At 42.9% G+C, this 20,941-nt stretch carries 19 protein-coding genes; 12 read left to right on the top strand and 7 right to left on the bottom strand.

The genetic code is table 11. From position 1 onward, the window contains the following. Nucleotides 1-76: 76 nt before the first annotated feature. The 6 genes from tpx (at nucleotide 77) to ACRD7A_RS15175 (ending at nucleotide 7,651) form a co-directional block, all read left to right on the top strand. Nucleotides 77-574, top strand: a complete 498-nt coding sequence (gene tpx / locus ACRD7A_RS15200) for a thiol peroxidase (protein ID WP_430811986.1) — start codon at nucleotides 77-79, stop codon at nucleotides 572-574. 235 nt (nucleotides 575-809) lie between these two features. After that, nucleotides 810-2,948, top strand: a complete 2,139-nt coding sequence (locus tag ACRD7A_RS15195) for an amino acid permease (protein ID WP_430811985.1) — start codon at nucleotides 810-812, stop codon at nucleotides 2,946-2,948. A gap of 128 nt (nucleotides 2,949-3,076) precedes the next feature. Continuing rightward, entirely contained in the window at nucleotides 3,077-3,862 is a 786-nt protein-coding gene (locus tag ACRD7A_RS15190; protein WP_430811984.1) for an EFR1 family ferrodoxin, read from the top strand. A gap of 25 nt (nucleotides 3,863-3,887) precedes the next feature. Beyond that, nucleotides 3,888-6,095 (top strand): alpha-N-acetylglucosaminidase, encoded by a 2,208-nt coding sequence (locus ACRD7A_RS15185; protein WP_430811983.1) that lies wholly within the window; start codon nucleotides 3,888-3,890, stop codon nucleotides 6,093-6,095. 21 nt (nucleotides 6,096-6,116) lie between these two features. Then, nucleotides 6,117-6,644 carry a DUF3124 domain-containing protein gene (locus ACRD7A_RS15180; protein ID WP_430811982.1) on the top strand — a complete coding sequence of 176 codons (528 nt, stop codon included), beginning with the start codon at nucleotides 6,117-6,119 and terminating at the stop codon, nucleotides 6,642-6,644. Nucleotides 6,645-6,667: 23 nt separating this feature from the next. Continuing rightward, nucleotides 6,668-7,651 carry a methyltransferase gene (locus ACRD7A_RS15175; protein WP_430811981.1) on the top strand — a complete coding sequence of 328 codons (984 nt, stop codon included), beginning with the start codon at nucleotides 6,668-6,670 and terminating at the stop codon, nucleotides 7,649-7,651. Between the two features lie 86 nt (nucleotides 7,652-7,737). Here the strand turns inward: ACRD7A_RS15175 and ACRD7A_RS15170 are convergent, their stop codons facing one another. Together ACRD7A_RS15170 and ACRD7A_RS15165 are read right to left on the bottom strand one after the other, a co-directional pair. After that, a complete protein-coding gene (locus ACRD7A_RS15170; RefSeq protein ID WP_430811980.1) occupies nucleotides 7,738-9,021 on the bottom strand; it encodes a tetratricopeptide repeat protein in 1,284 nt (427 codons plus the stop codon). Between the two features lie 147 nt (nucleotides 9,022-9,168). Beyond that, complete coding sequence (locus tag ACRD7A_RS15165) at nucleotides 9,169-9,360, bottom strand: hypothetical protein (protein WP_430811979.1); 192 nt, start codon at nucleotides 9,358-9,360, stop codon at nucleotides 9,169-9,171. Nucleotides 9,361-9,532: 172 nt separating this feature from the next. Here ACRD7A_RS15165 and ACRD7A_RS15160 point away from each other — a divergent pair, with 172 nt between their 5' ends. After that, a complete protein-coding gene (locus ACRD7A_RS15160) occupies nucleotides 9,533-10,516 on the top strand; it encodes a helix-turn-helix domain-containing protein (protein WP_430811978.1) in 984 nt (327 codons plus the stop codon). A gap of 76 nt (nucleotides 10,517-10,592) precedes the next feature. Here ACRD7A_RS15160 and ACRD7A_RS15155 read toward each other — a convergent pair whose 3' ends face one another. From ACRD7A_RS15155 to ACRD7A_RS15145, 3 genes are all read right to left on the bottom strand, one after another. Beyond that, on the bottom strand, nucleotides 10,593-11,915 hold the full coding sequence (locus ACRD7A_RS15155) for a deoxyguanosinetriphosphate triphosphohydrolase (RefSeq protein WP_430811977.1): 1,323 nt from the start codon (nucleotides 11,913-11,915) through the stop codon (nucleotides 10,593-10,595). Nucleotide 11,916: 1 nt separating this feature from the next. Next, on the bottom strand, nucleotides 11,917-12,642 hold the full coding sequence (locus tag ACRD7A_RS15150; RefSeq protein ID WP_430811976.1) for a M48 family metallopeptidase: 726 nt from the start codon (nucleotides 12,640-12,642) through the stop codon (nucleotides 11,917-11,919). Nucleotides 12,643-12,766: 124 nt separating this feature from the next. Next, a complete protein-coding gene (locus ACRD7A_RS15145) occupies nucleotides 12,767-13,009 on the bottom strand; it encodes a hypothetical protein (protein ID WP_430811975.1) in 243 nt (80 codons plus the stop codon). A gap of 177 nt (nucleotides 13,010-13,186) precedes the next feature. Between ACRD7A_RS15145 and ACRD7A_RS15140 the strand changes: the two genes are divergently transcribed. The 4 genes from ACRD7A_RS15140 to ACRD7A_RS15125 all read left to right on the top strand — a co-directional run bounded on the left by ACRD7A_RS15140 (nucleotide 13,187) and on the right by ACRD7A_RS15125 (nucleotide 18,397). Continuing rightward, nucleotides 13,187-14,413, top strand: a complete 1,227-nt coding sequence (locus tag ACRD7A_RS15140; protein ID WP_430811974.1) for a sensor histidine kinase — start codon at nucleotides 13,187-13,189, stop codon at nucleotides 14,411-14,413. Then, nucleotides 14,406-15,092, top strand: coding sequence for a response regulator transcription factor (locus ACRD7A_RS15135; protein WP_430811973.1), 687 nt, complete (start codon nucleotides 14,406-14,408; stop codon nucleotides 15,090-15,092). Before ACRD7A_RS15140 ends, ACRD7A_RS15135 begins: the two co-directional genes overlap by 8 nt. 198 nt (nucleotides 15,093-15,290) lie before the next feature. Beyond that, complete coding sequence (locus ACRD7A_RS15130; RefSeq protein ID WP_430811972.1) at nucleotides 15,291-16,007, top strand: pirin family protein; 717 nt, start codon at nucleotides 15,291-15,293, stop codon at nucleotides 16,005-16,007. A 176-nt stretch (nucleotides 16,008-16,183) separates the two neighbouring features. Next, nucleotides 16,184-18,397: a DUF748 domain-containing protein gene (locus tag ACRD7A_RS15125; protein WP_430811971.1), complete on the top strand. Its 2,214-nt coding sequence runs from the start codon at nucleotides 16,184-16,186 to the stop codon at nucleotides 18,395-18,397. 54 nt (nucleotides 18,398-18,451) lie between these two features. Here ACRD7A_RS15125 and ACRD7A_RS15120 read toward each other — a convergent pair whose 3' ends face one another. Further along, a complete protein-coding gene (locus ACRD7A_RS15120) occupies nucleotides 18,452-19,417 on the bottom strand; it encodes a DUF4412 domain-containing protein (RefSeq protein WP_430811970.1) in 966 nt (321 codons plus the stop codon). Nucleotides 19,418-19,631: 214 nt separating this feature from the next. Further along, nucleotides 19,632-19,973: a single-stranded DNA-binding protein gene (locus ACRD7A_RS15115; RefSeq protein WP_430811969.1), complete on the bottom strand. Its 342-nt coding sequence runs from the start codon at nucleotides 19,971-19,973 to the stop codon at nucleotides 19,632-19,634. 170 nt (nucleotides 19,974-20,143) lie between these two features. Between ACRD7A_RS15115 and ACRD7A_RS15110 the strand changes: the two genes are divergently transcribed. After that, the gene (locus ACRD7A_RS15110; RefSeq protein ID WP_430811968.1) at nucleotides 20,144-20,500 is read left to right on the top strand and encodes a hypothetical protein; all 357 of its coding nucleotides are present in this window, start codon (nucleotides 20,144-20,146) and stop codon (nucleotides 20,498-20,500) included. Nucleotides 20,501-20,941 lie beyond the last annotated feature (441 nt).

Here is a 20,941-nt window from a genome sequence, read left to right as displayed (position 1 = left end):
GCCACTATCGTACTAAAGGCTTGAAACAAAAGCACACAGCCATTGTTTAAAGGATATAATAAAATATTGCAACAAAATGACACAGATAACATTTAAAGGCACGCCGGTAAATACAGCAGGCGACCTTCCCCGCGTGGGTGCAGAAGCACCTGATTTTTCCCTGGTAAAAACGGATCTGAGCGAAGTTTCTCTGGCCGATTTCAAGGGTAAGAAAGTTGTTTTAAATATTTTCCCGAGTGTGGACACCGGTGTTTGCGCTGCTTCAGTGCGCCGCTTCAATGCCGAAGCCGCTAAGCAGGATAACACCGTGGTGCTATGTATATCGCGCGACCTACCCTTTGCCCATGCCCGCTTTTGTGGTGCCGAAGGCCTCAATGATGTGATATCATTATCGGAGTACAAAGACGAGGTGTTCAGTCAGAACTATGGTGTAAAGATGCTTGATGGGCCATTGGCCGGACTGCTATCGCGGGCCGTAGTAGTACTCGACGAAAAGGGAAAAGTAACGCACAGCGAACAGGTGGATGACATTGTGAATGAGCCCAATTACGATGCGGCGCTAAAAGCATTATAATATAATTAGTTGTTTAGTCTTATTCTCGAAAAATAAGTTAAAAGGCTGTCCGCTTTGCCGGGCGGCCTTTTTATTTTCCCGAGAAAAACACAACACGTTATTATAAATTTGTTAAGCTCAAGTGATAAAAAAATCACATTAAGATCTGATGAAACCAGCCAAATAATTTCAGAACTAATAAGGATTTATTCTTATCTTGCTATGCATCATATTGTTGAAATAAAGACTCAGATGTATGGCTAATAAAAGTAAATTACAAAAAGACCTGGGATTATTCGATGTTTTTGCCATAAGTACCGGGGCAATGTTTAGCTCAGGATTCTTTTTGCTGCCCGGAATTGCCTCGCATTACACCGGACCATCTGTATTTTTGGCATATTTACTTGCGGGCGTATTAATATTACCAGCAATGTTTAGCATTGCTGAGATATCAACTGCCTTACCTCGATCGGGAGGAGCCTATTTTTTTCTGGACAGAAGCCTGGGGCCAGTGATGGGTACCATAGGTGGACTGGGTACTTACTTTGCGCTTATGCTAAAAACAGCATTTGCCATCATAGGAATTGGTGCTTATGCGGCTATCATTTGGGATGTTCCCACCAAAATAGTTGCCATCATTGCAACAATTTTCTTCATGGCCTTAAACCTTGTGGGAGCAAAAAAAACATCGGCCTTTCAAAAAGTCTTTGTCGTATTTCTGATAGTCATTTTAATCACATTTATTGTAGACGGCCTTTTATCCATATTCACAACAGAATCCATAAAAAACGAATCCATTACTTCCCAGTTTACTCCTTTCTTTTCCAATGGCATTGGGGGCCTGGCTACCACAGTAGGCTTTGTTTTTGTTTCATATTTGGGATTAACACAAATTGCAAGTGTTGCTGAGGAGATTAAAAAACCTGAAAGAAATATTCCCCTGGGCATGATCCTGTCTTTAGTGGTGACTGGGCTGATTTATGGTTTGGGAGTTTTTATTATGGTGGCTGTGATTGAGCCCAGCGCCCTGGCAAACGAAATGGCACCGGCAGCCACAGCTGCTAAACAGATTTTTAAATGGTTGCCTGATAATGGGGGAGTATGGTTAATGTCCATTGCAGCCCTTGCCGCCTTTGCATCAACAGGCAATGCAGGTCTTTTATCAGCATCACGCTATCCGTTTGCAATGGGACGGGACAAATTATTTCCTGTAGTTTTGTCAAAAATTGGCAGGAAAGGAAGCCCGGTAGTAGCCATATTACTTACTACGGCCTTAATTATCTTATTCATTCTGCTGTTGTCAGAAGAAGGCATTGTAAAATTGGCCAGCACCTTCCAGCTACTCATTTTTATTTTCATCAATTTCTCGGTCATTGTTTTTCGCAATAGTAAAATAGAGTCATATGACCCGGGATACCTATCTCCCCTCTATCCCTTTATGCAAATTGTTGGCATCATTATTTCATTTATTCTCATTATCTATTTAGGGTGGATGCCTGTTCTTTTCACAAGTGGTATTGTGGTGATGGGACTGTTATGGTATCATTTTCATTCGCGGGGGAAAGTTAAGCGCGAAGGAGCCGTCTATCATTGGTTTGCGCTATTGGGCAAAAACCAGTACGACGAGCTGGAAAATGAGTTAATGACCATATTAAAAGAAAAGGGTCTCCGCGAGGGCGATCCATTTGATGAAACTGTAATAAAATCTAAAATATCTGTCCTTAAAGTCCCAACTACCTTTGAGGAAATATTGAATAAAGTATCGCATAATTTTTGTGCCAAATTCAATCTTTGCCAGGATGAGGTTATTCATAAGTTTATCCATTCTACTCCTGACGAATCGTTTATTGCCCTGCCTAATGTTTTGGTGTTTCATGCGAAGCACAAAGATGTGCTTGAGCCTTCGATACAAATATTAATATCTAAACATATCATTGGAGGGTCACTGCCTTTTAAGAATTACGAATTGAAAATGCCGGTACAAATCTGCGTATTCCTGATTAATTCAGAAGATAATCCGAAACAACAATTACGTATGTTGTCGCGCATACTTGATATTTTAGACAGAGAACACGTAGTGAAGGCGCTTATCAATATGGATAGTCACCGGGAAATAAAGGAGTACCTATTGCAAAACGAACGTTTTGTGAGCATCAAACTATTGGAGGGCACTCCTCAGGGCCAAATGATTGGACGTCAACTAAAAGATATCCAACTTCCCAAAGATGTTTTAGTTGCCTTAGTTGAAAGAAACAATAAAACCTTTGCCCCTAATGGCTCCACCATTTTAATGGCCAATGATATACTAACCATACTTGGCGAAATAAAATCCATTTCAAAATTATACAAAGAATACTTAAAATATGAATTTGAGAAATTAGATCCTAAATTCTGAAAAAATACAACAACACAAAAAAAATAAAGCATCAAGAGTATAAGGTATTTTGGTAGGTTTGTAATTTCGGCAAATAGCGCCTGATTAACTATAATGGCGTATGAGGTGAAAATATAACAACAAGCAAAATGAAAAGCATAACAAGCATTTACTACTCACCAACCCAAACCACCAAAACCATTGTAAACGAAATAGCCGGTAATATAGGCCTACCCCACATCCATGAAATGAACCTCATCCGTGGTAAACAGGAAGCGCTACAGGATTTGCCAGGCGATAGGCTTACCATAATTGGCTTACCGGTATATGCCGGACGCCTGCCCCGGCCGGCTCTCGAAAATCTAAAACTGCTGAAGGGTCATCAGTCGCCGGTGGTAATTGTAGTGGTATATGGCAACCGCGATTATGAGGATGCCCTGCTGGAGTTAAATGACATTGTGCATAATGCAGGTTTTAAGGTAATCGCCGGAGCGGCCTTTATTGGCGAGCACTCCTACTCTACCAATGAGATGCCCATCGCCCCCAATCGTCCCGATGAAGCGGACTTGAAGAAGTGTAAGGATTTTGCAAATCTTATTAAGAAAAAGCTAAAGGAAACAGCAGTATGGAAGGAGCCGGCCATTCAAGGCAACTATCCTTATAAACCTTATAAACAGATGCCGGCCACTGTGCATCCTTATACAGATCACAGCCGATGCACCCAATGTGGCATTTGCCTTGATGCATGCCCGACAGATGCAATTACCATTGGCGAGACTGTTGATACTAATGGCGAACTATGCACTGTTTGCTGTGCCTGCACCCGCTACTGTCCAGAACAAGCCAGGATATTGGATAATGCCAGGATTGATGAAATTAGAGAGCGACTCTACACCCATTGTTCTGAACGGAAAGAACCTGAGTTTTTCGTTTAATAAGAGAAAGAAATAAGCCATCGATATGAAAAAAATATACATAACAGGAATCCTGTTTTTTTGCATAATAACACTTTCGCTTGCAGGTTGCACAAGCGATAAAGAAACGTTTAAGAGTATCCGGGACTTACTGTCGCGCATTTGGCCCCAGCAGATGCATAATTTCGATTTTGAGTTAATCAAAACCGATGCAGACGACGATGTTTTTGAGTTGGAAACCGTTAACGGCAAGTTGATCATTCGCGGCAACAATCTGCTATCCATTAGCAGTGGATTAAACTGGTACATAAAGTATTATTGCCACAACCAAATATCATGGTGCGGAAACAATACCGACTGGCCTGCTACCCTACCTAAGGTAATGCCCAAAATACGAAAATCTACAGAGCTGAATAAGCGATTTTATTTCAACTACTGCACCTACTCATATTCCATGGCCTGGTGGGACTGGGCGCGTTGGGAACAGGAAATTGACTGGATGGCCTTGCATGGTGTTAACATGCCCTTGATGATTGTTGGCGAAGAAGCTGTTTGGCAAAACACGCTGAAACGGCTGAATTATAGCAATAAGGAGATCAAAACATTCTTATCGGGCCCCGCTTACTTTGCCTGGTTTTATATGAATAACCTAGAAGGCTGGGGTGGTCCGCTACCCGATAGCTGGATAACAAGCCAGATCAAACTAAGAAAAAAAATACAGCAGCGGATGAAAGAATATGGTATGACACCAGTCTTTCAAGGCTTCTATGGCATGGTGCCAAGCAATCTAAATGAAAAATTTCCCGATGCCGATATACATAATCCGGGCCTGTGGTGTGGCTTTAAAAGACCGGCCTTTCTTTTACCCACCGACTCGCTGTTTAATACAATGGCAAGCATCTATTACGAGGAGCAGCAAAAGCTTTTTGGCACAAGTTGCTATTATGCGGGCGATCCCTTTCATGAAGGAGGCAACACACAAGGCGTTGACCTGAAAGCATCGGGCGATGCCATTTACCGGGCCATGAAGCAGATCAACCCCAAAGCCAAATGGGTAATGCAATCGTGGCAAGGCAACCCCAAACGCAAAATGATAGACCACCTGGATCAGGGTGAAGTAGTAATACTGGATTTACATGCCGAAGACCTCTCTGTTATTGACCATCCGGACCACCGAATGAGTGTGAATAAGCGATTTGGAAAACATGATTACATCTTCAGTATGGTACATAACTACGGAGGCAATACTGGCATGTACGGTAAAATGGATGAATTGGCCAATCGTGTTTATAAGATGCGAAATAAATCGGATCAGCCAGGCATGGTGGGAATTGGAACTACCCCCGAGGGCATTGATAACAATCCGGTAGTATACGAGTTACTGTTTGAATTACCCTGGCACAAAGACGAAATAGAGGTTGACAAATGGCTGGATACCTATATTAAATCGAGGTACGGACTGCTTAATGAGGAGCTAAAAACCGCCTGGTCACTGCTTCATCACACCGTATACGCTTGCAATCGCAGGCAGCAAGGCACCACCGAATCGATATTATGCGCACGCCCCGCTCGCGAAATCACCCATGTTTCGGGATGGGGAAATGCCGTACTTAACTACGACCCCAGCCTGCTGCATAAGGCCGCATCCCTCTTACTGTCTCAGGCAGACAGGCTAAAAAATGTGGATACCTACCAATATGATGTAGTAGATGTGATGCGCCAGGTATTAGCCGATAGAGCGAATGAATTACACAAGGAGGTGATAGCGGCTTATAACATCAAGGATCTTAATCTTTTCGATCAAAAGAGCGAGGAATTCCTTCAGCTGGTGCTCGATCAGGATACTTTGGTTGGCTCACGAAAAGAATTTTTACTGGGTGCTTGGATAAGCCATGCCAGAGCCAAAGGGAATACTGACGCAGAAAAAGGCTTGTATGAATGGAATGCCCGTACGCAAATCACCACCTGGGGGCCACGTGAAGCAGCTGATGGCGGACAGTTGCACGAGTATGCCCACAAAGAATGGTCGGGTCTGCTCAAAGATTTCTATTATCCACGATGGAAAATGTATTTCGATTTCTTAAGAAAGGATTTGAAAGAAATTCCGCTCGAAGAAATTGATTTTTACGCCTGGGAAGAACAGTGGACCCAACAGCAAAATCCGTATCCGGCAAGTCCCAAAGGCGACCCCATTACGCTTGCCAAAAAAATGTGGCAAAAATATAATGCCATCTCCCCTATAGTAAAAAACTAAAAACGTGATAATTCATTCGATATGAAACAAGCTATCCAAAGTACTTATTTCCTGCTACTGCTTGCACTCATCGTTAATGCGTGCACCGGCAAGGAAACCGATAAATATCCAATTCAGCAGGCCGATTGGGAAAGCAAGCAAACAAGCCTTGACTCCTTCGACCACTGCACCAAGGGTCAAACCTACCTGCCCCTATACTCGCATATCTATCACATACACGAGCACCGCACTTTTGACCTCACTATAACGGTAAGTATGCGCAATGTATCGCCTAGCGACACGGTATATATTCTGCACGCCGATTATTATAATACCCTGGGTGAGAACATACGACAATATATCGATAAACCCATTTACATAAAACCGCTGGAGACCATTGAAATCGTCATTGAGGAACAAGATATCGATGGTGGTTCAGGTGCCAATTTTGTTTTTGACTGGGCCGCGGCCGACACGAAAAACCCTCCTCTGTTTGAGGCAGTAATGATATCGACCCACGGTCAACAAGGCTTATCATTCATAACGCGAGGCGTGCAAATTATTCAATGAAGCAATAAACCTATTACCAAACTATGAAACCTGAGGAAATACAAGAAACAGCGGTATCGTTTCAAAAAAGCCGCATACTATTAACGGCCTATGAACTGAATATCTTCTCGGCACTGGGCAAAGAATATTACAGTGCTGCATCGTTGGCTGAGCAACTAAACCTCAACGAGCAGGCCACTGAACGATTACTTAATGCGCTGGTAGCTATGGAGCTGCTCATTAAAAACGAGACAGGTTTTGGCAATACAACAGACAGCTGGCGCTATCTGGCCAAAGAAAGCGATGCATACATGAGTGGCCTGATGCATACGGGTCACCTATGGCATACATGGAGCGAACTGACTGATGTGATCAGATCAGGACAGGCGGCACACACCCCAACCATCAATGAACGGGGTGAAGAGTGGCTAAAGGCATTTATCAGGGCCATGCACTTCCGGGGCATGAAGCAGGCACCTTCTCAGGTTGCAAACATTGATCTTGAAAATACAGATTCGGTATTGGATGTAGGGGGTGGTTCTGGCGTTTATAGCATGGCACTTATCAAACAAAAACCAAGTCTGCGAGCCACCGTATTTGATCTCCCCAGTGTAGCTCCCATTGCGAAAGATATTATAGAAAACGAAGGATTTACCGGTAAGATAAGATTGCACGAGGGCGACTACACCCAGAACGAACTACCCACCGGCTTCGACCTGACATTTTTATCTGCAATTATTCACAGCAATACCGCAGATACAAACAAAGCCCTTCTCCTGAAATGCTATAAGTCCTTAAACCCCGGTGGACGCATCGTTATTCAAGACTGGATTATGAATACTGATAAGACAGAGCCCTTGCAAGGCGCCATTTTTTCTATCAATATGTTAGTGGGTGTCAAGGGAGGAGACTGCTACTCGACGAATGAAGTGAGCCAATGGATGAAAGATGCCGGCTTTACGCATATCACAAAGCATGCTTTGGATCGCGGATTGTCACAGATGACTGCCACAAAACCCCGGGGATAAGAAACACTGAACAAACTCATTATAATTCATAAATTTTTTCTGGCGACAAATAACCACACCAGACCATCCTGCCGTAAAGCCGATGCCTATATCCCATTCTTGAAAAAATCATCTTCGCGCAGCGCAGTAAGCCTTTGCTCCACAACCTGCTTAAGCTTTATGGCATAGCGTTCACTTCCTTTTTTAGAATCTAAATCATCAGGTAATAAATCGAGAAAAAGCTGATAGTTTTCCATGGCCTTCTGCACATCGTGCAGCTTATGATCGTATATACTGGCCTGATGATAGATGTACTGTGGTTTATTATCGTACTTAAATGCCTCATGATAACTGCGTATGGCATACTGATAATCACCGATATCATAATGAATCATGGCCAGCTTAACACTTATCTTTTCCATGAGCGAAGGAGAGGGTTGTATTAAGCTTTTAGCCAACCACAAAAAGGGTCGACCCTTCAACGGTGTGTTGGACTGTCCCAGTGAGGCACCCAAAAAAAATGCCACTTCCGGATCATCCTTTTTTAGTTCGAAAGCTGCCTTAAGGTAACGTGAAGCAGCCTCATAATTCTCAAGACGATAGGATGCAATACCCAAGTGCTTCTTTGTTATCAAAGAACTGTCGCCCTGCGACTCGAGTCGTCGGAACATGACCAAGACATTATGATTGGAACCATTTTTGAAATTGGCCAGGCCGGCTATCAACAAGAAGTTCTTGTTGTTATCCAGCCGCTCTATATACGGCACACATAAATCATGACAAGCCACATAATCCTTATGCCCGTAATAAAGACGAGCCAGGCGCAGCGCAATCTTCTGGTTATCGGGCTGTTGTTGCAATATCATTTTATGCATAGCAATGGCCTTCTCAATATAGTTAGACCGCTCGTAGGCCTCGGCCAGCATCATATTAACAGAATAATTCAAGGAGTCGTGCTGCACAAAAGGCTCCAAAATGCGGATACTATGTGCATAATCCTTATAGAAGGCATTAATCTCGGCATAGCGCAACAGATTAGCCACCTCCTGCGGCTCTTCGGCATAGCGCTGCTCGCAAAGGGGCAATGCCTTTGGATAATTACCGGTTACCAAGTAACACTTGCAAAGCAAATCGTGCTGCTGACGCCCCAGACTTATTGTATCGGGCAAGAGCTGCTCAATGGCTTTTTGCGGATAACCACTCTGCTGATACGCCAATGCAAGATAATAACGCTCAGTGGCTGTGAGGGAAGCAGAGCGTGTTTTCAACTGTGCTATCACCGATTGATAGTCTCCCTCGGTTAATGCCAATTGAAGTGTGGACTGTGCAAATAACGAAAACGAACTCAGATATAAGATACTGATTATGGCGAAAATAGATTTTGGGCTCATGGGCAAAGATTTAGTTATTCAAATTAACTAAAATATTAGTTGAATAACAAATCCCCTTCTCCGCCAACCACTAAAAGGTCGCCCAGTAAAATAACAGGCAACCTTTAAGTATATACAGAGTCACGAGTATCGACTCAGGATAAAAAATTACTTGGGGCCTATCTCAGGCGGCAAAGGCTGAACGGCCTCTCCCCCGGGCAAATGAACCGGCTTTTCTGTGTAAATAGGATGCTCGGGTGAGCCTTCTGGGGCAATATATTTATTATCGCTACCACAAGAAGTTAAACTTAAACCCATTACAAAAATACTCACGGCGAAAATTGATTTTAAAGTTTTCATGACTCAAACATTTAAATGAATTAATAATTAAATTTTACATTACAAAGATGCAATGATAAAGCCACGGTTTTTACCCCAAAAGTGTCAGACAATATCCCAATCGGCTCTTTTCATCTTTTTGATTATTAATTCATTTGCACTAATTTTATGCTTAAAGCTACAGCTGAAACAAGTGGAACGAATAATACTTGACATAAAAGAAGGACCGGCTCAAAACTATATTGATGCCTTGTACAACACATTTGGCGGGCAACGAACACCCGGGGTCTACACCATAAAAAATGCCGCATTGGAAATTTATCTTACCGTGCATCAGCTATACAAGGACATAGAACTAATTGTAGTTGAAGCAAAGAGCAATAAGGTATTAGTTGTGAACCGAATTGTAGATAATGACCCCGACTATATTCACATTAATATATTTAAGGAAGGACAATTAACGCAACGCTATTCAGAGCGGCAGGAGCATGTGGAAGTGGGCACTTCCAAAGGCCTTTTTGCACACAATGGGCTGTTTCCGCTAGTGGCTGAGTTTCCGGCTGACTGCAAGTTCCGATCCATCGGACTCAAGTTTAGGAAAGAGGCACTGATGGCTTTACTTCCCGAATCGAAACCCACCTACGATGTGGCCTTTGGCAGCGGAGATCCCATTGCCTACCGCACCATCTTATCCAAGGAGATTGAGCGCATCACGGACGATATTTTCTACTTCAGAGAAATTGAATTTGGGAAGCGCTCATTGGTAATCGCCCGCGGCATTGAAGCCCTAACTGCAATATGGTTTATGGCGAAAAACAATGTGGAGGCCGAAGAGCTGCAAGGCCTGCATATCGATGATTATAAGCGTCTGTTAAAAATCAAAGATCGCCTTACACAAGACTTCAGCCAAAGGATTACAATCGAAGAGATAGCGGCCAATTTTGGGGTTAGCACGTCGAAACTAAAGCGCGACTTCAAAACCCTGTATGACTGTTCCATCTATCAGTTCTACACCCATGCCAAAATGGACGAAGCCTATCGCAGGCTGAAAACAGGTGATTATTCTGTGATGGAAGTGGGGTATGATTTGGGCTACCAAAACCTCTCTAAATTTTCAGCCATGTTTAAAAAAGTAAAAGGTCTATCACCGAAAGATGTTCTTAAGATAAGATCGTAAACATTGGGCATCCTCACCGTCCCACTTTAATCGGCTAATATCAATAATCACCAGAAGCACCATTCTTCATCATGGGCTACTTCAAGCCAGTACCACTAATCTTCTTATATAAATCCAGCGCATACACATCCGTCATGCCCGATATAAAGTCCAGCACCGACTGAATTTTGTCGTAAAGCGGCTCTTCGCGTTCACATTTAAACTGCTCCGGAATAAAAGGCAGCAACATCTTGGAGTAAAAATCATCGGGGTGCGTTACGGCCTTGAGAAACTGATCGAGTAACGTACCCAGAATGCGGTAGCCGGCAATCTCAATCTCCACTACCGAGGGGTGCTTGTATATCCTGCTGATAGCTGTTGTTTTACACTGCTCCATGGCATGCTGTTCGCGTCCTTCAAGATGATCAATCAATCCGCCTGAAAAAGTACCTGCCAATATTTCATCGTGATGATGCCAGAAAATATCGGTGCAACGCTTCACCAGCTTACCAATTACCTTGGCGCGTAAAAAGGCCATCTGCTCATTTTTATCGGTCACTTCCTCAAAAATACTGACTATATGCGCGAACTCATGGGCTTCCGTTTCTTTATCAAAAAATCCGGTTAACAAGTCATAGGTCTCTTCATAAGAAAGAATTTTCAGTTTATGGGCGTCTTCAATATCCATAATCTGATAACAAATATCATCAGCTGCTTCCACCAGATAAACCAGGGGATGACGCGCGTAAATACCCTTCTCCTCATCCATCAAACGCAAGCCCAGGGTTTTTGTAATGTGCTCAAAAGTTCCTTTCTCCGACTGAAAATAGCCGAATTTCTTACGATTAGCACTGGAGGCATAAGGATATTTTAATATGGCCGCTACGGTAGTATAGGTCATGGCAAATCCTCCCTTTCGTCGTCCTTTAAAAGCATGCGTTAACATACGCAAGGCATTGGCGTTTCCCTCGAAACGAGTTATATCGGTCCACTGCTCCGGGCTCAAACGCTCTCTAAAGCGGGTGCCGGCCCCATCGCTAAAGTAATGACTGATGGCCGCTTCACCGGAATGGCCAAAGGGAGGGTTACCCAGGTCGTGCGCCAGACAAGCCGCTGCTACCACCGATCCTATTTCAGCGACCAGCTCCGCTTTACCCATGCCACTTTCCAACAGTTTGGCGGCAATATTATTGGCCAACGATCGTCCCACACTTGCTACTTCCAGGCTGTGTGTAAGTCGATTATGTACAAATACACTACCCGGCAGGGGAAACACCTGCGTTTTATCCTGTAAGCGCCGAAAGGGCGATGAAAAAATGAGGCGGTCGTAATCGCGCTGAAACTGCGTACGATCATGTTTATCCTGATTTTGATTTTCCTGTCCCGTGCGGACCGTCGATAATAATTGTTCCCACCTCATGTTAATATATTTTGGTACGATAGTCTTTCATTGCAGTATCCAATTCACGTGCCCGCCCATTACACATCCTATCCAAACGCCTCCAAAAATGGGGGCCGTGATTTTTCTCATGCACATGGCACAACTCATGCAGTAACACATAATCAATCAGCGCATCGGGCAAGCGCATCAAATGCAGATTCAGATTAATATTATTTACCGCAGAGCAGGAACCCCACCGTGTTTTCAGGTTTTTAATAGTCACCTTAGCGTAAGGGATGCCATGCCGTCGTGCCAAATGGTCAAGACGCATGGGCAAATAGCGCTTGGCCTCCAGACGCAGAGCCTCCTCTATACCATAGCGTATCGTTTCCTGTATCTCCAGCTCGGTCACCTTGCGATTGGCAGGATAATAAACCCGCAACACACCATTCTGTAGTGCTATTCTTATATTCGCCTGTGCATGACTACTGATCCGCAAAGCAAAAGAACGCGTCTTAAAATTTGTTTGCTCATCAAACAAAGTGCATTGCTGCTCCTTTTCTGCGAGCCTTGCAAGGCTCGACTTTACCCACGCTTTCTTTTCTTTTAAGAAAGAGATGCCATCCTCCACACTACTGTCGTAAGGCAGCGTAAGAATAATTCCCTCCGATGGTTTTAAGCGGATGTTAATATATCGGGCACGCCCGCTAAACCGTATGGTCACGGGCCCAATATCGGGTATGTCTATTCGCTGCTTGTTGGTCACGCTAACTTAATTTATCGCGTAAAAATAACAATACACAATTACAAACAAGTATTTTTAGGCCAAACACAACAAAAGCCGCCTCCATGAAGCAGCTTTTGCGTTAATCTGAAGAGCAGTTATTCCCTTAGCTCTTTTTCTCTTTCTTTTCAGAGCAGGCTTTTTTCTCATTACAGGCCTTTTTCTCTGTGCATGCTTTTTTTTCTGCACAGGCCTTCTTTTCAGCGCAGCACTTTTCGCCTTTTTTCTTCTTATCGTCGGCCTTCTTCTCAGTTTTTACAGGTTCCTGATCCAGCGTAGCAGCCATGGCAGGCGCTGTAATAGCCATAGTGAACACAAAAAGTACCGATAGAGCTAATGTCTTTTTCATAATTTTCTGTTTTAATGATGATTGTCTATTGTTTGTTATTAGCAAAACTAAGTTTGTGATGAGTAAAATTACGTTATCCACCTGTTATTTCCTGTTAAGCGGATGTTAAAAACAGATTTGGAGGTCTTTTATTTTGGTAATTTTGGCGCATTAATAAGAATGACTATTTTTAACTTAATGGGAAAAAATAAGCAACATCATATCCTATCGGTCGGCACTTTTGTGGCCCTGGCCTTGCTGCTATTTATTCAAATCGATTACATAGTACGGTCGGCTCGCCTCGAAGAAAAAAACTTTAATCATCGGGTGGTGATGGCCCTTAAAGATGCCCGCGATGAAATTGGCAAGCGCCTCTGCCCGGACATGGATCGCTTCCTTTGTGGCAGCAACTGCCTCAATGCGCGCGAAAAAAGTGAGGAAGTAGATAGCATCATACACGCACAGCTGGAAATCTACAACCTTCCCCTCACCTACTCCTTTGCGGTAACAGATACGGTGTTTGCCAACAATGGCTCATTCCTGTGGGGACCTAAATGCTATCAGCAAACTCTCAACGGACTGCTGGAGCGGGAGGGCATACGCCTGCGCCTTCAATTTCCTGATCGCAACCGCTTTCTAATGGCAGAAATGCGCGGACTGTTCAGTATGTCTATTATTATTATCCTCTTTCTGCTGGCTTCATTCACCATTATGCTGCGACTAATGCGGCGCGAGCAAATGCTAATGCAGCAAATGCGAGAATTTGTGAATAATATGCTGCACGAATTTCAAACCCCGCTTGCCAACATACGCTTAGCTGCTAATCTTATTGTCAAAAAGAAAACCGACAGCAATAAAACAGGTGACTATGCGCAGGTGGTGCTCAATGAATATGAGCGCATGCAAGGACATGTGGAAGAAATACTGAATCTCTCTTGCGATGCGGGAAGAGAGGCAAGCCTTGAGCCAATAGACTTGAAGAAGCTTTTGGAGGAACTCGTACAATCCTTTGCATACCGTATTAACGAACGGCAAGGAAAGGTCGAAGCTAACTACAAAGCTACCCGACATCAACTGCCTGCCCATAAAGGACGTCTTACCATGGCGTTTTCTAACCTACTGGACAACGCCATCAAATACAGCAAAGCATCGCCCAGCATCAGCATTACTACCGATAAAATTAAAAATAAACTACGTATTAGAATATGTGATAAGGGCATTGGTATTGCCAAAAAGGAACTGCCCTATATCTTTGATCAATACTACCGGGTTTCAACGGGTGATGTACACGATGTAAAAGGCTTTGGTCTGGGTTTAACCTTTGTTAAAAAAGTAATTGACGAACACAAAGGCAGCATAACTGTTACAAGTGAAGAAGGAAAAGGAACGTGTTTCACTATTTTATTACCCCTCAGCAATGGCTAAAATATTACTTGTTGAAGACGACATCAGCATGGGCTTTCTACTGGTTGATTTTCTTGAATCGAACGGCTTCGATGTAAAATTGTACAAGGATGGAAAAAAAGGTCTCGACGCCTTTAAAAAAGGCAAGTATGACTTTTGCATACTGGATGTGATGCTACCCGGGATGGATGGCTTCACCATTGCTGAAAACATCAGGCAGGAGGACAAAAAAGTGCCCATTATCTTTCTGACAGCCCGCGCCATGAAGCAAGATAAAATCAAAGGTTTTGAGCTGGGCGTGGATGATTATGTGACCAAACCCTTTGACGAAGATGAGTTACTATGCCGCATACAAGCTATTCTTAACCGCCTTGAGATGCAGACCGAACAGCAAGAGCAGCAGATAAAAGAGTTCACCATCGGACATTTTTATTTTGATTCAGCCAATCAACACCTCCAGGGGCCCGACTTCTCAAAGCGCCTAACCCAGAAGGAATGCGATGTCTTGCGCATGCTCTGTATGTCAAAAAATGAGATTGTGAAACGCGAAGACTTACTCATCAGTATCTGGGGCGAAAACGATTATTTTCACGGACGTAGCCTCGATGTATTCATCGCCAAGCTGCGCAAATACCTCAAAGACGATGAAACAGTTAGCATAGAAAACGTACCCAAAGTAGGCTTTGTACTCAACGACTGAACGAGCCAATCGAACAACATTTTCAGAAGTAACATAAAGTTCAGTTCTATTCCAAAGAACTTTTGCCTTCCGATAATTATCTGAATCGATTTATAAAAACAAAACAGATACAATAAACGATATAAGTTGATGCACTGATTTTTGTAACTTATTTCACATCAAACAATGTACATCTGCTCTTAACAAAATTTCAGGACGATGAAAACACAAATTTTTAAAGCCAACAGCAGGGGAACAGCGGATTATGGATGGCTGAAAGCTAATTACTCCTTTAGCTTTGCCAACTATTACAACCCGGAACGAGTACATTTTGGTGTATTACGGGTTTTAAATGATGATGTGATTGCACCATCGTGCGGATTTGATACTCACCCGCACGACAATATGGAAATCATTACCATCCCGCTGTCAGGGCGGCTGGCGCACAAGGATAGCATGGGACATACCTCCTACATCGATAGCGGTGAGATTCAGGTAATGAGTGCTGGCAAAGGCATCTTTCACAGCGAATTTAACGGAAGTGATAAAGAGCCCTTAAACCTGTTTCAAATATGGCTATTCCCAAACAAGAAGAATGTTGAACCACGCTACCAACAGACATCGCTTCAATCGCTGGAGAAGAAGAATCAACTCTACCAGGTTTTAAGCCCTAACAAAAATGATGAAGGTGTGTGGATATATCAGGATGCCTGGTTTCATATGGGAAACGTGGATAAGGGATGGAGAGGCAATTATCTGTTGAAAAAAGAAGGTAATGGGACTTATCTCATGGTTATTGACGGCCAAATTCAAGTTAAGAATCATACCCTGAATAAGCGCGATGCCATGGCTATTACCGATGTTGATCAAGTTGAAATAGAAGCGTTATCAAATGCCAACATCCTGATCATGGACATTCCTTTGAATGAAAAATAACCACAGTTAAAAACGAATACTGACATTGAAAACGTACCCAAAGTAGGCATTGCTGAAGTGCTGATAATCTAACTCACATAAAAACAAACCCTGATAGGTCGATGTCATAAATATTTTATATATCTTTAAATCACAGGCTTATGAACCCGTAAAAACATTTAACAAACCCACCCACCATGATGAAAGCAATAAAAAAAAGGTATTATGTGCTAATTTCTCTGGCACTGCTACTCTTCATCTTTCTTTTCTTTCTCTCCACCCTCGTTAAAAATTACATCAACAAGAATAGTAAAGAGCTAATTGGCCGAAAAGTTGAATTAAACGACTTAAGCATCAACTATTTCAGGGTGGCCATCACTGCATCAGAACTCGCTGTTTATGAGGCCAATGAAAAAGACACATTTGCGGGTTTCAGAGAGCTATCGGTTAACTTCGACCCTACACGGCTATTGAGTAATGAATACTCATTTTCTTCCATATTACTCGATAGCTTATACCTTCATGTTATTCGCAATCAAAACGGGTTTAATTTCGATGACTTAATTCCGGCAACGGATTCAGTGAACCAGGAAGTAGCAGATACGGTGCCATCCAAGCCTTTTCGTTTTGCCATTCACAACCTTAAATTCAACAAAGGAAATTTCAACTTTTTAGATGAAACCGTTAATAACGAAATTGATTTGGAGGACATCTCACTCGACCTACCGTTAATTGCCTGGGATAGTGAATCGTCTGATGTTGGCATCGACTTTGAATTTGGCCAGACCGGTAAAGTGTTTGTGGATGCGCATGTGGACCAGGTAAAAAACGAATACACTGTTGACTTTGAAATGGGCCAATTGAGTTTAGATAACATATCGAATTACGTGGTAGATGCCATTGATGCCGGGGGTATTGAGGGCTTTGTTAATACCCGGCTGCATATTGTTGGCCACATGATTGAGACCAGCCAGGTTACCGTGAGTGGAGAAGCCAGCATCGATTCGTTTCGCATTTGGGACTTGGAGAATAAAGATGTGCTAAGCTTTAAAGAGTTCAGTGTTGGTTTAGAAAAACTGAATATTGGAGAGACAGATTATCACCTTTCGCACCTTACAGTAAATCATCCGCGGGTAACCGCCAGTTTGTATGAGGACATGACCAATATTGAGCGCATGCTGCTGCCAATTATGCCTGGCGATAGCACTGTGCAGGAAAATGAGGCTGCTAAAGATACCATAGCCGCTTCTGCCTTGGCCTATCGAATTGATAAACTAACTATTGAGCAGGGCGAAATACTGTTTTCGGACCATACACTCTACCGCCCGTTTTATTACGACCTAAAAGATATTAACATCCAGTTGAAAGATGTGACCAACGCAGCCGAACAGGTACCGGTTACTTTTGCGGTTAACATGAACGACCAGGGACAACTAACCGGACAATCGACCCTTAATATGGTTCAACCCACGAAATTTAGCCTCAATGCTAAACTGCAAAAACTGGGACTACTGAGTTTCTCCCCCTACTCTGAATTTCATATTGCCCGACCAATCACTCAAGGCCTTGTTAACTACGACCTGAGCATTCGCATGACACCAACCCACATGCTCAATAACAATGACATTGCCATTAATGAATTGGAAATAGGCGATAAAACACAAAACGAACCTCAAATAAAAGTACCGGTTAAGTTAGGCTTGTACTTAATGAAAGATCCCAATGATCAAATTAAAATTCAGCTGCCTGTTGAAGGCAATCCGTCCGATCCAAGCTTCAGCATCAGCAAAATCATCTGGAAAGCATTTTCAAACCTTCTGATAAAAGCCGCTGCTTCACCGTTTAATGCCTTAGCCAATCTGGTTGGCACGCGCCCGGAGGAGCTGGAAAATATTCCGATGCCCTACGCACAGGATTCACTCTCGGTAAAACAGCGTGACATCCTTGATAAAATAGCCCATATATTGGAGAAGAAGCCACAGCTCACTTTCAGCTTCCGACAACAAACCGACCCTGAAACAGAAAAAAGCGTCCTGGCGATTAATCTGGCAAAAAAGCGAATGCTACAAAACACAATGCCAACCAATAATGAAAACCAAATTGCCCGGTATAACGAGCGCCTGGCTGCTATGGCCGACGATGATCCGGAGTTCCTGAACTACATCAGCCAGTCAGTACCCAACTCAGAGGGAAAGAGCCTTATGGCTGCCTGCCGCCAACTAATTGGTGAAGATGAGCTGCAGGATGCTTTCACCAAGCTGCTGCTGAATCGTAACGAGCAATTAAGCTACTACCTGCTGCAAGGAAAAGGGGTAGATTCCACCAGTATTGCAGTAGGCACAGCCGATTTACGTAACTTACCCGAACAATTAAAAAGCTGTAATTATAAGGTAGAGGTATCGATTAAATAAACAATAAAAAGCCATAGTAAGCTGAGAACGTTTTGATATTAGGTCGGTATCAGCTTATTTATCAGTCGCCTCGTTGGTGGGCATTTTTATCGCTCCCAGATTGGTGAGCTGATAATCAGCCATCGTGAAAGACGCTTGTTCCTTTTTATTAATTTCGGTTACCGTGAAGGTTGATTTCTCACCATCGTGCAAATCAACTTGCTCGCTGGCCATTAAAAAGCCACCGAGTATGCCATGACTACCCTCTGAGGATTTGAAAATGGAGCTCATAAAATCATCACTTGCCCAGTCCAGCTCGCGGGTTATCCATGCCCAGCCTTCGCTATTCTCATCCTTGAATTGATACTCTTCGCAGCGGTAGCCCAGAATGGTTTTGGTGCGGCCGGTTTTTGTTATTTTGGCTGCCACATCTTCGCGCTCAACTTCAATATTATCACTTATTTCATCGGCATACCAGCTACCAGTTGCCATTCCTTCGCCTCCATACACCAATCCTGTTTTTTCACCTTCTTCATCGTTAATAATGATGGTAGCTTTATTCTCCGCATCCATAATCATCATCCCTTTCCCCTGCTCGTTATGCCCCTGTAGGTTACCTGAAACAAAGGCATAAGCAAAGGTCTTAGCGCCCGGGTTGGAATAAATCTTAACCACCCCATCGCTCTCCATCTTGCCATTCTGGTCGTACGTATTTATTTTCATCGTCATGGACGAAGTAAAAGCGTAAGCATCCTCAATAGTCACCGGTTCGCCTGAATAGCCCATGGCTGCCATCCGCTCGGCCCAGGCCGTCATGTTATATTGATAATCGCCCGATTCTTCGGCTTCATCACCCGGCTCCAGCCCTTTCATTAGGCTATCCAGTTGCTTATCAGTCTCTTTGTCTACCTTTTGCTCCGCTTTCTTTTCGGCTTTTTTAGCCGCTTTCTTGGCCATTCTCTCTATAAACGACTGGCAAGTAGCTTCTTGAAAGCTAAAGGCCAAAAAGAGAACGAACACTAGAAATCCTATTCTTCGCATAACTTTAATTTTAAATTTGATTATGCTCAAATTACAATTGATTTAAACCATAGTCAAGCGTTCACCTTTTGGCCCGATGCCCTCAAACATCTCTCTACCCTTTAGACAGTTGGCACTACAGACATAAACTATCTGCTCGCCATAGTTGACGTTCACTACGTGCTGTCAGGTTTTAGAATGAGAAACCATTGTTGTATCGAATTTTTGCCTCTACTTATTTTTTAGAACCAGGAAACAACACATAACTACTCAAAACCACTTCGGTAACATAGCGCGTTTGCTTGTTTTTATCTTCGTACTGATGGTGGGTTAATCGGCCCTCGATGGCCACTTCGTTGCCTTTCTGAAGGTATTGTTGTGCTATATCTGCCTGTTTCCCCCAGGCAACAATATTGTGCCATTTCGTCTCTGTGCGCTCCTGCCCGTTTACACCATTAAAATTTTCGTTGGTGGCCAAGGTGAATTTGGCCAGTTTACGACCATTATCAAAAACTTTAACTTCAGGATCCATTCCTAAATTTCCTACTAACTGAACTCTGTTCCTTAAACTTACCATGACACTTATTTTTAAATGAATAATAAATTGATGGAACAAAGGTGTGGCTATAATAAGACCTAAGTCGGTTCATAAGTATTTAGAGTTGTTTAGCTTTCGCTTAAAACCGTTTGCAATTGCTTAAAAACGGTTATAACTTTACCTATCTGACACTTACAAAACAATACCTTATGCCTGAAAAGCGTTTATGCCCGGTATGCAACGACCCCATTATTGGCCGTATCGATAAGAAATTCTGCTCCGACCAATGTCGCAATACCTATAATAACCGAAGATACAGCAGCGAGAATACTTTGGTGCAAAAGATTAATCGCACACTAAAAAAGAACTTCTCCATTCTGCAGGAGCTCAACCCATCGGGTAAGACCAAGGTGAAGCGCTCAAAACTATTACAGGAGGGCTTTGACTTTAACTACTTTACAAGCACCTACACCACACAAAAAGGCGCCACTTATCATCTGTGTTACAACCAGGGTTATTTACCTTTAAGCGATGAGCTATACTTATTAATTTGTTGGGAAGGGTAAAAATTCCTCTTTACTGCAATTCTCTATAAATCTTGCCTCGAATGGGAAGATCTTTCTCCTGCTAATTTTTGCCAACGGCACAATGTTATCTTAGAGCCAGTGGCTCAATGTTAGGGTAAGAACCGATAATGCTAATATTTTAAAAATTCAGGAGGGATGATATTATTATAACGACATTTTCATTAAAAATATAGATATCCCAGTCTAATCAAAGCCATCGCACCTATAGACACTTACCCACCTGATACATCAGATTAAAATATTCATTGTCGCCGGTTGCTCCCAAGCGGACCATTATCAAATTCTTATCTGGATCAATGTAAAGCACCTGCTTCATAATGCCCAAAGCAAAATAACAGTTGGTATAGGGATATTCATAAGTTGACTTATATCTTTGATATCTAGATAATTATTACTATCTTAAAAGTATAACAAAACCCC

This window comes from Carboxylicivirga longa (assembly GCF_050589825.1).
GTDB classification, from domain to species: domain Bacteria; phylum Bacteroidota; class Bacteroidia; order Bacteroidales; family Marinilabiliaceae; genus Carboxylicivirga; species Carboxylicivirga longa.
The sequence above is the reverse complement of the archived record's forward strand: the minus strand, read 5'-3'. Positions and strand labels throughout refer to the sequence as shown.

Coding starts and splice junctions, on each gene's coding strand:
- ACRD7A_RS15115 (WP_430811969.1), bottom strand. CDS start 19,973: ATGGTAAGTTTAAGGAACAGAGTTCAGTTAGTAGGAAATTTAGGAATG.
- ACRD7A_RS15145 (WP_430811975.1), bottom strand. CDS start 13,009: ATGAAAAAGACATTAGCTCTATCGGTACTTTTTGTGTTCACTATGGCT.
- ACRD7A_RS15140 (WP_430811974.1), top strand. CDS start 13,187: ATGGGAAAAAATAAGCAACATCATATCCTATCGGTCGGCACTTTTGTG.
- ACRD7A_RS15135 (WP_430811973.1), top strand. CDS start 14,406: ATGGCTAAAATATTACTTGTTGAAGACGACATCAGCATGGGCTTTCTA.
- ACRD7A_RS15155 (WP_430811977.1), bottom strand. CDS start 11,915: ATGAGGTGGGAACAATTATTATCGACGGTCCGCACGGGACAGGAAAAT.
- ACRD7A_RS15110 (WP_430811968.1), top strand. CDS start 20,144: ATGCCTGAAAAGCGTTTATGCCCGGTATGCAACGACCCCATTATTGGC.
- ACRD7A_RS15130 (WP_430811972.1), top strand. CDS start 15,291: ATGAAAACACAAATTTTTAAAGCCAACAGCAGGGGAACAGCGGATTAT.
- ACRD7A_RS15170 (WP_430811980.1), bottom strand. CDS start 9,021: ATGAGCCCAAAATCTATTTTCGCCATAATCAGTATCTTATATCTGAGT.
- ACRD7A_RS15190 (WP_430811984.1), top strand. CDS start 3,077: ATGAAAAGCATAACAAGCATTTACTACTCACCAACCCAAACCACCAAA.
- ACRD7A_RS15125 (WP_430811971.1), top strand. CDS start 16,184: ATGATGAAAGCAATAAAAAAAAGGTATTATGTGCTAATTTCTCTGGCA.
- ACRD7A_RS15185 (WP_430811983.1), top strand. CDS start 3,888: ATGAAAAAAATATACATAACAGGAATCCTGTTTTTTTGCATAATAACA.
- ACRD7A_RS15175 (WP_430811981.1), top strand. CDS start 6,668: ATGAAACCTGAGGAAATACAAGAAACAGCGGTATCGTTTCAAAAAAGC.
- ACRD7A_RS15120 (WP_430811970.1), bottom strand. CDS start 19,417: ATGCGAAGAATAGGATTTCTAGTGTTCGTTCTCTTTTTGGCCTTTAGC.
- ACRD7A_RS15195 (WP_430811985.1), top strand. CDS start 810: ATGGCTAATAAAAGTAAATTACAAAAAGACCTGGGATTATTCGATGTT.
- ACRD7A_RS15180 (WP_430811982.1), top strand. CDS start 6,117: ATGAAACAAGCTATCCAAAGTACTTATTTCCTGCTACTGCTTGCACTC.
- tpx (WP_430811986.1), top strand. CDS start 77: ATGACACAGATAACATTTAAAGGCACGCCGGTAAATACAGCAGGCGAC.
- ACRD7A_RS15165 (WP_430811979.1), bottom strand. CDS start 9,360: ATGAAAACTTTAAAATCAATTTTCGCCGTGAGTATTTTTGTAATGGGT.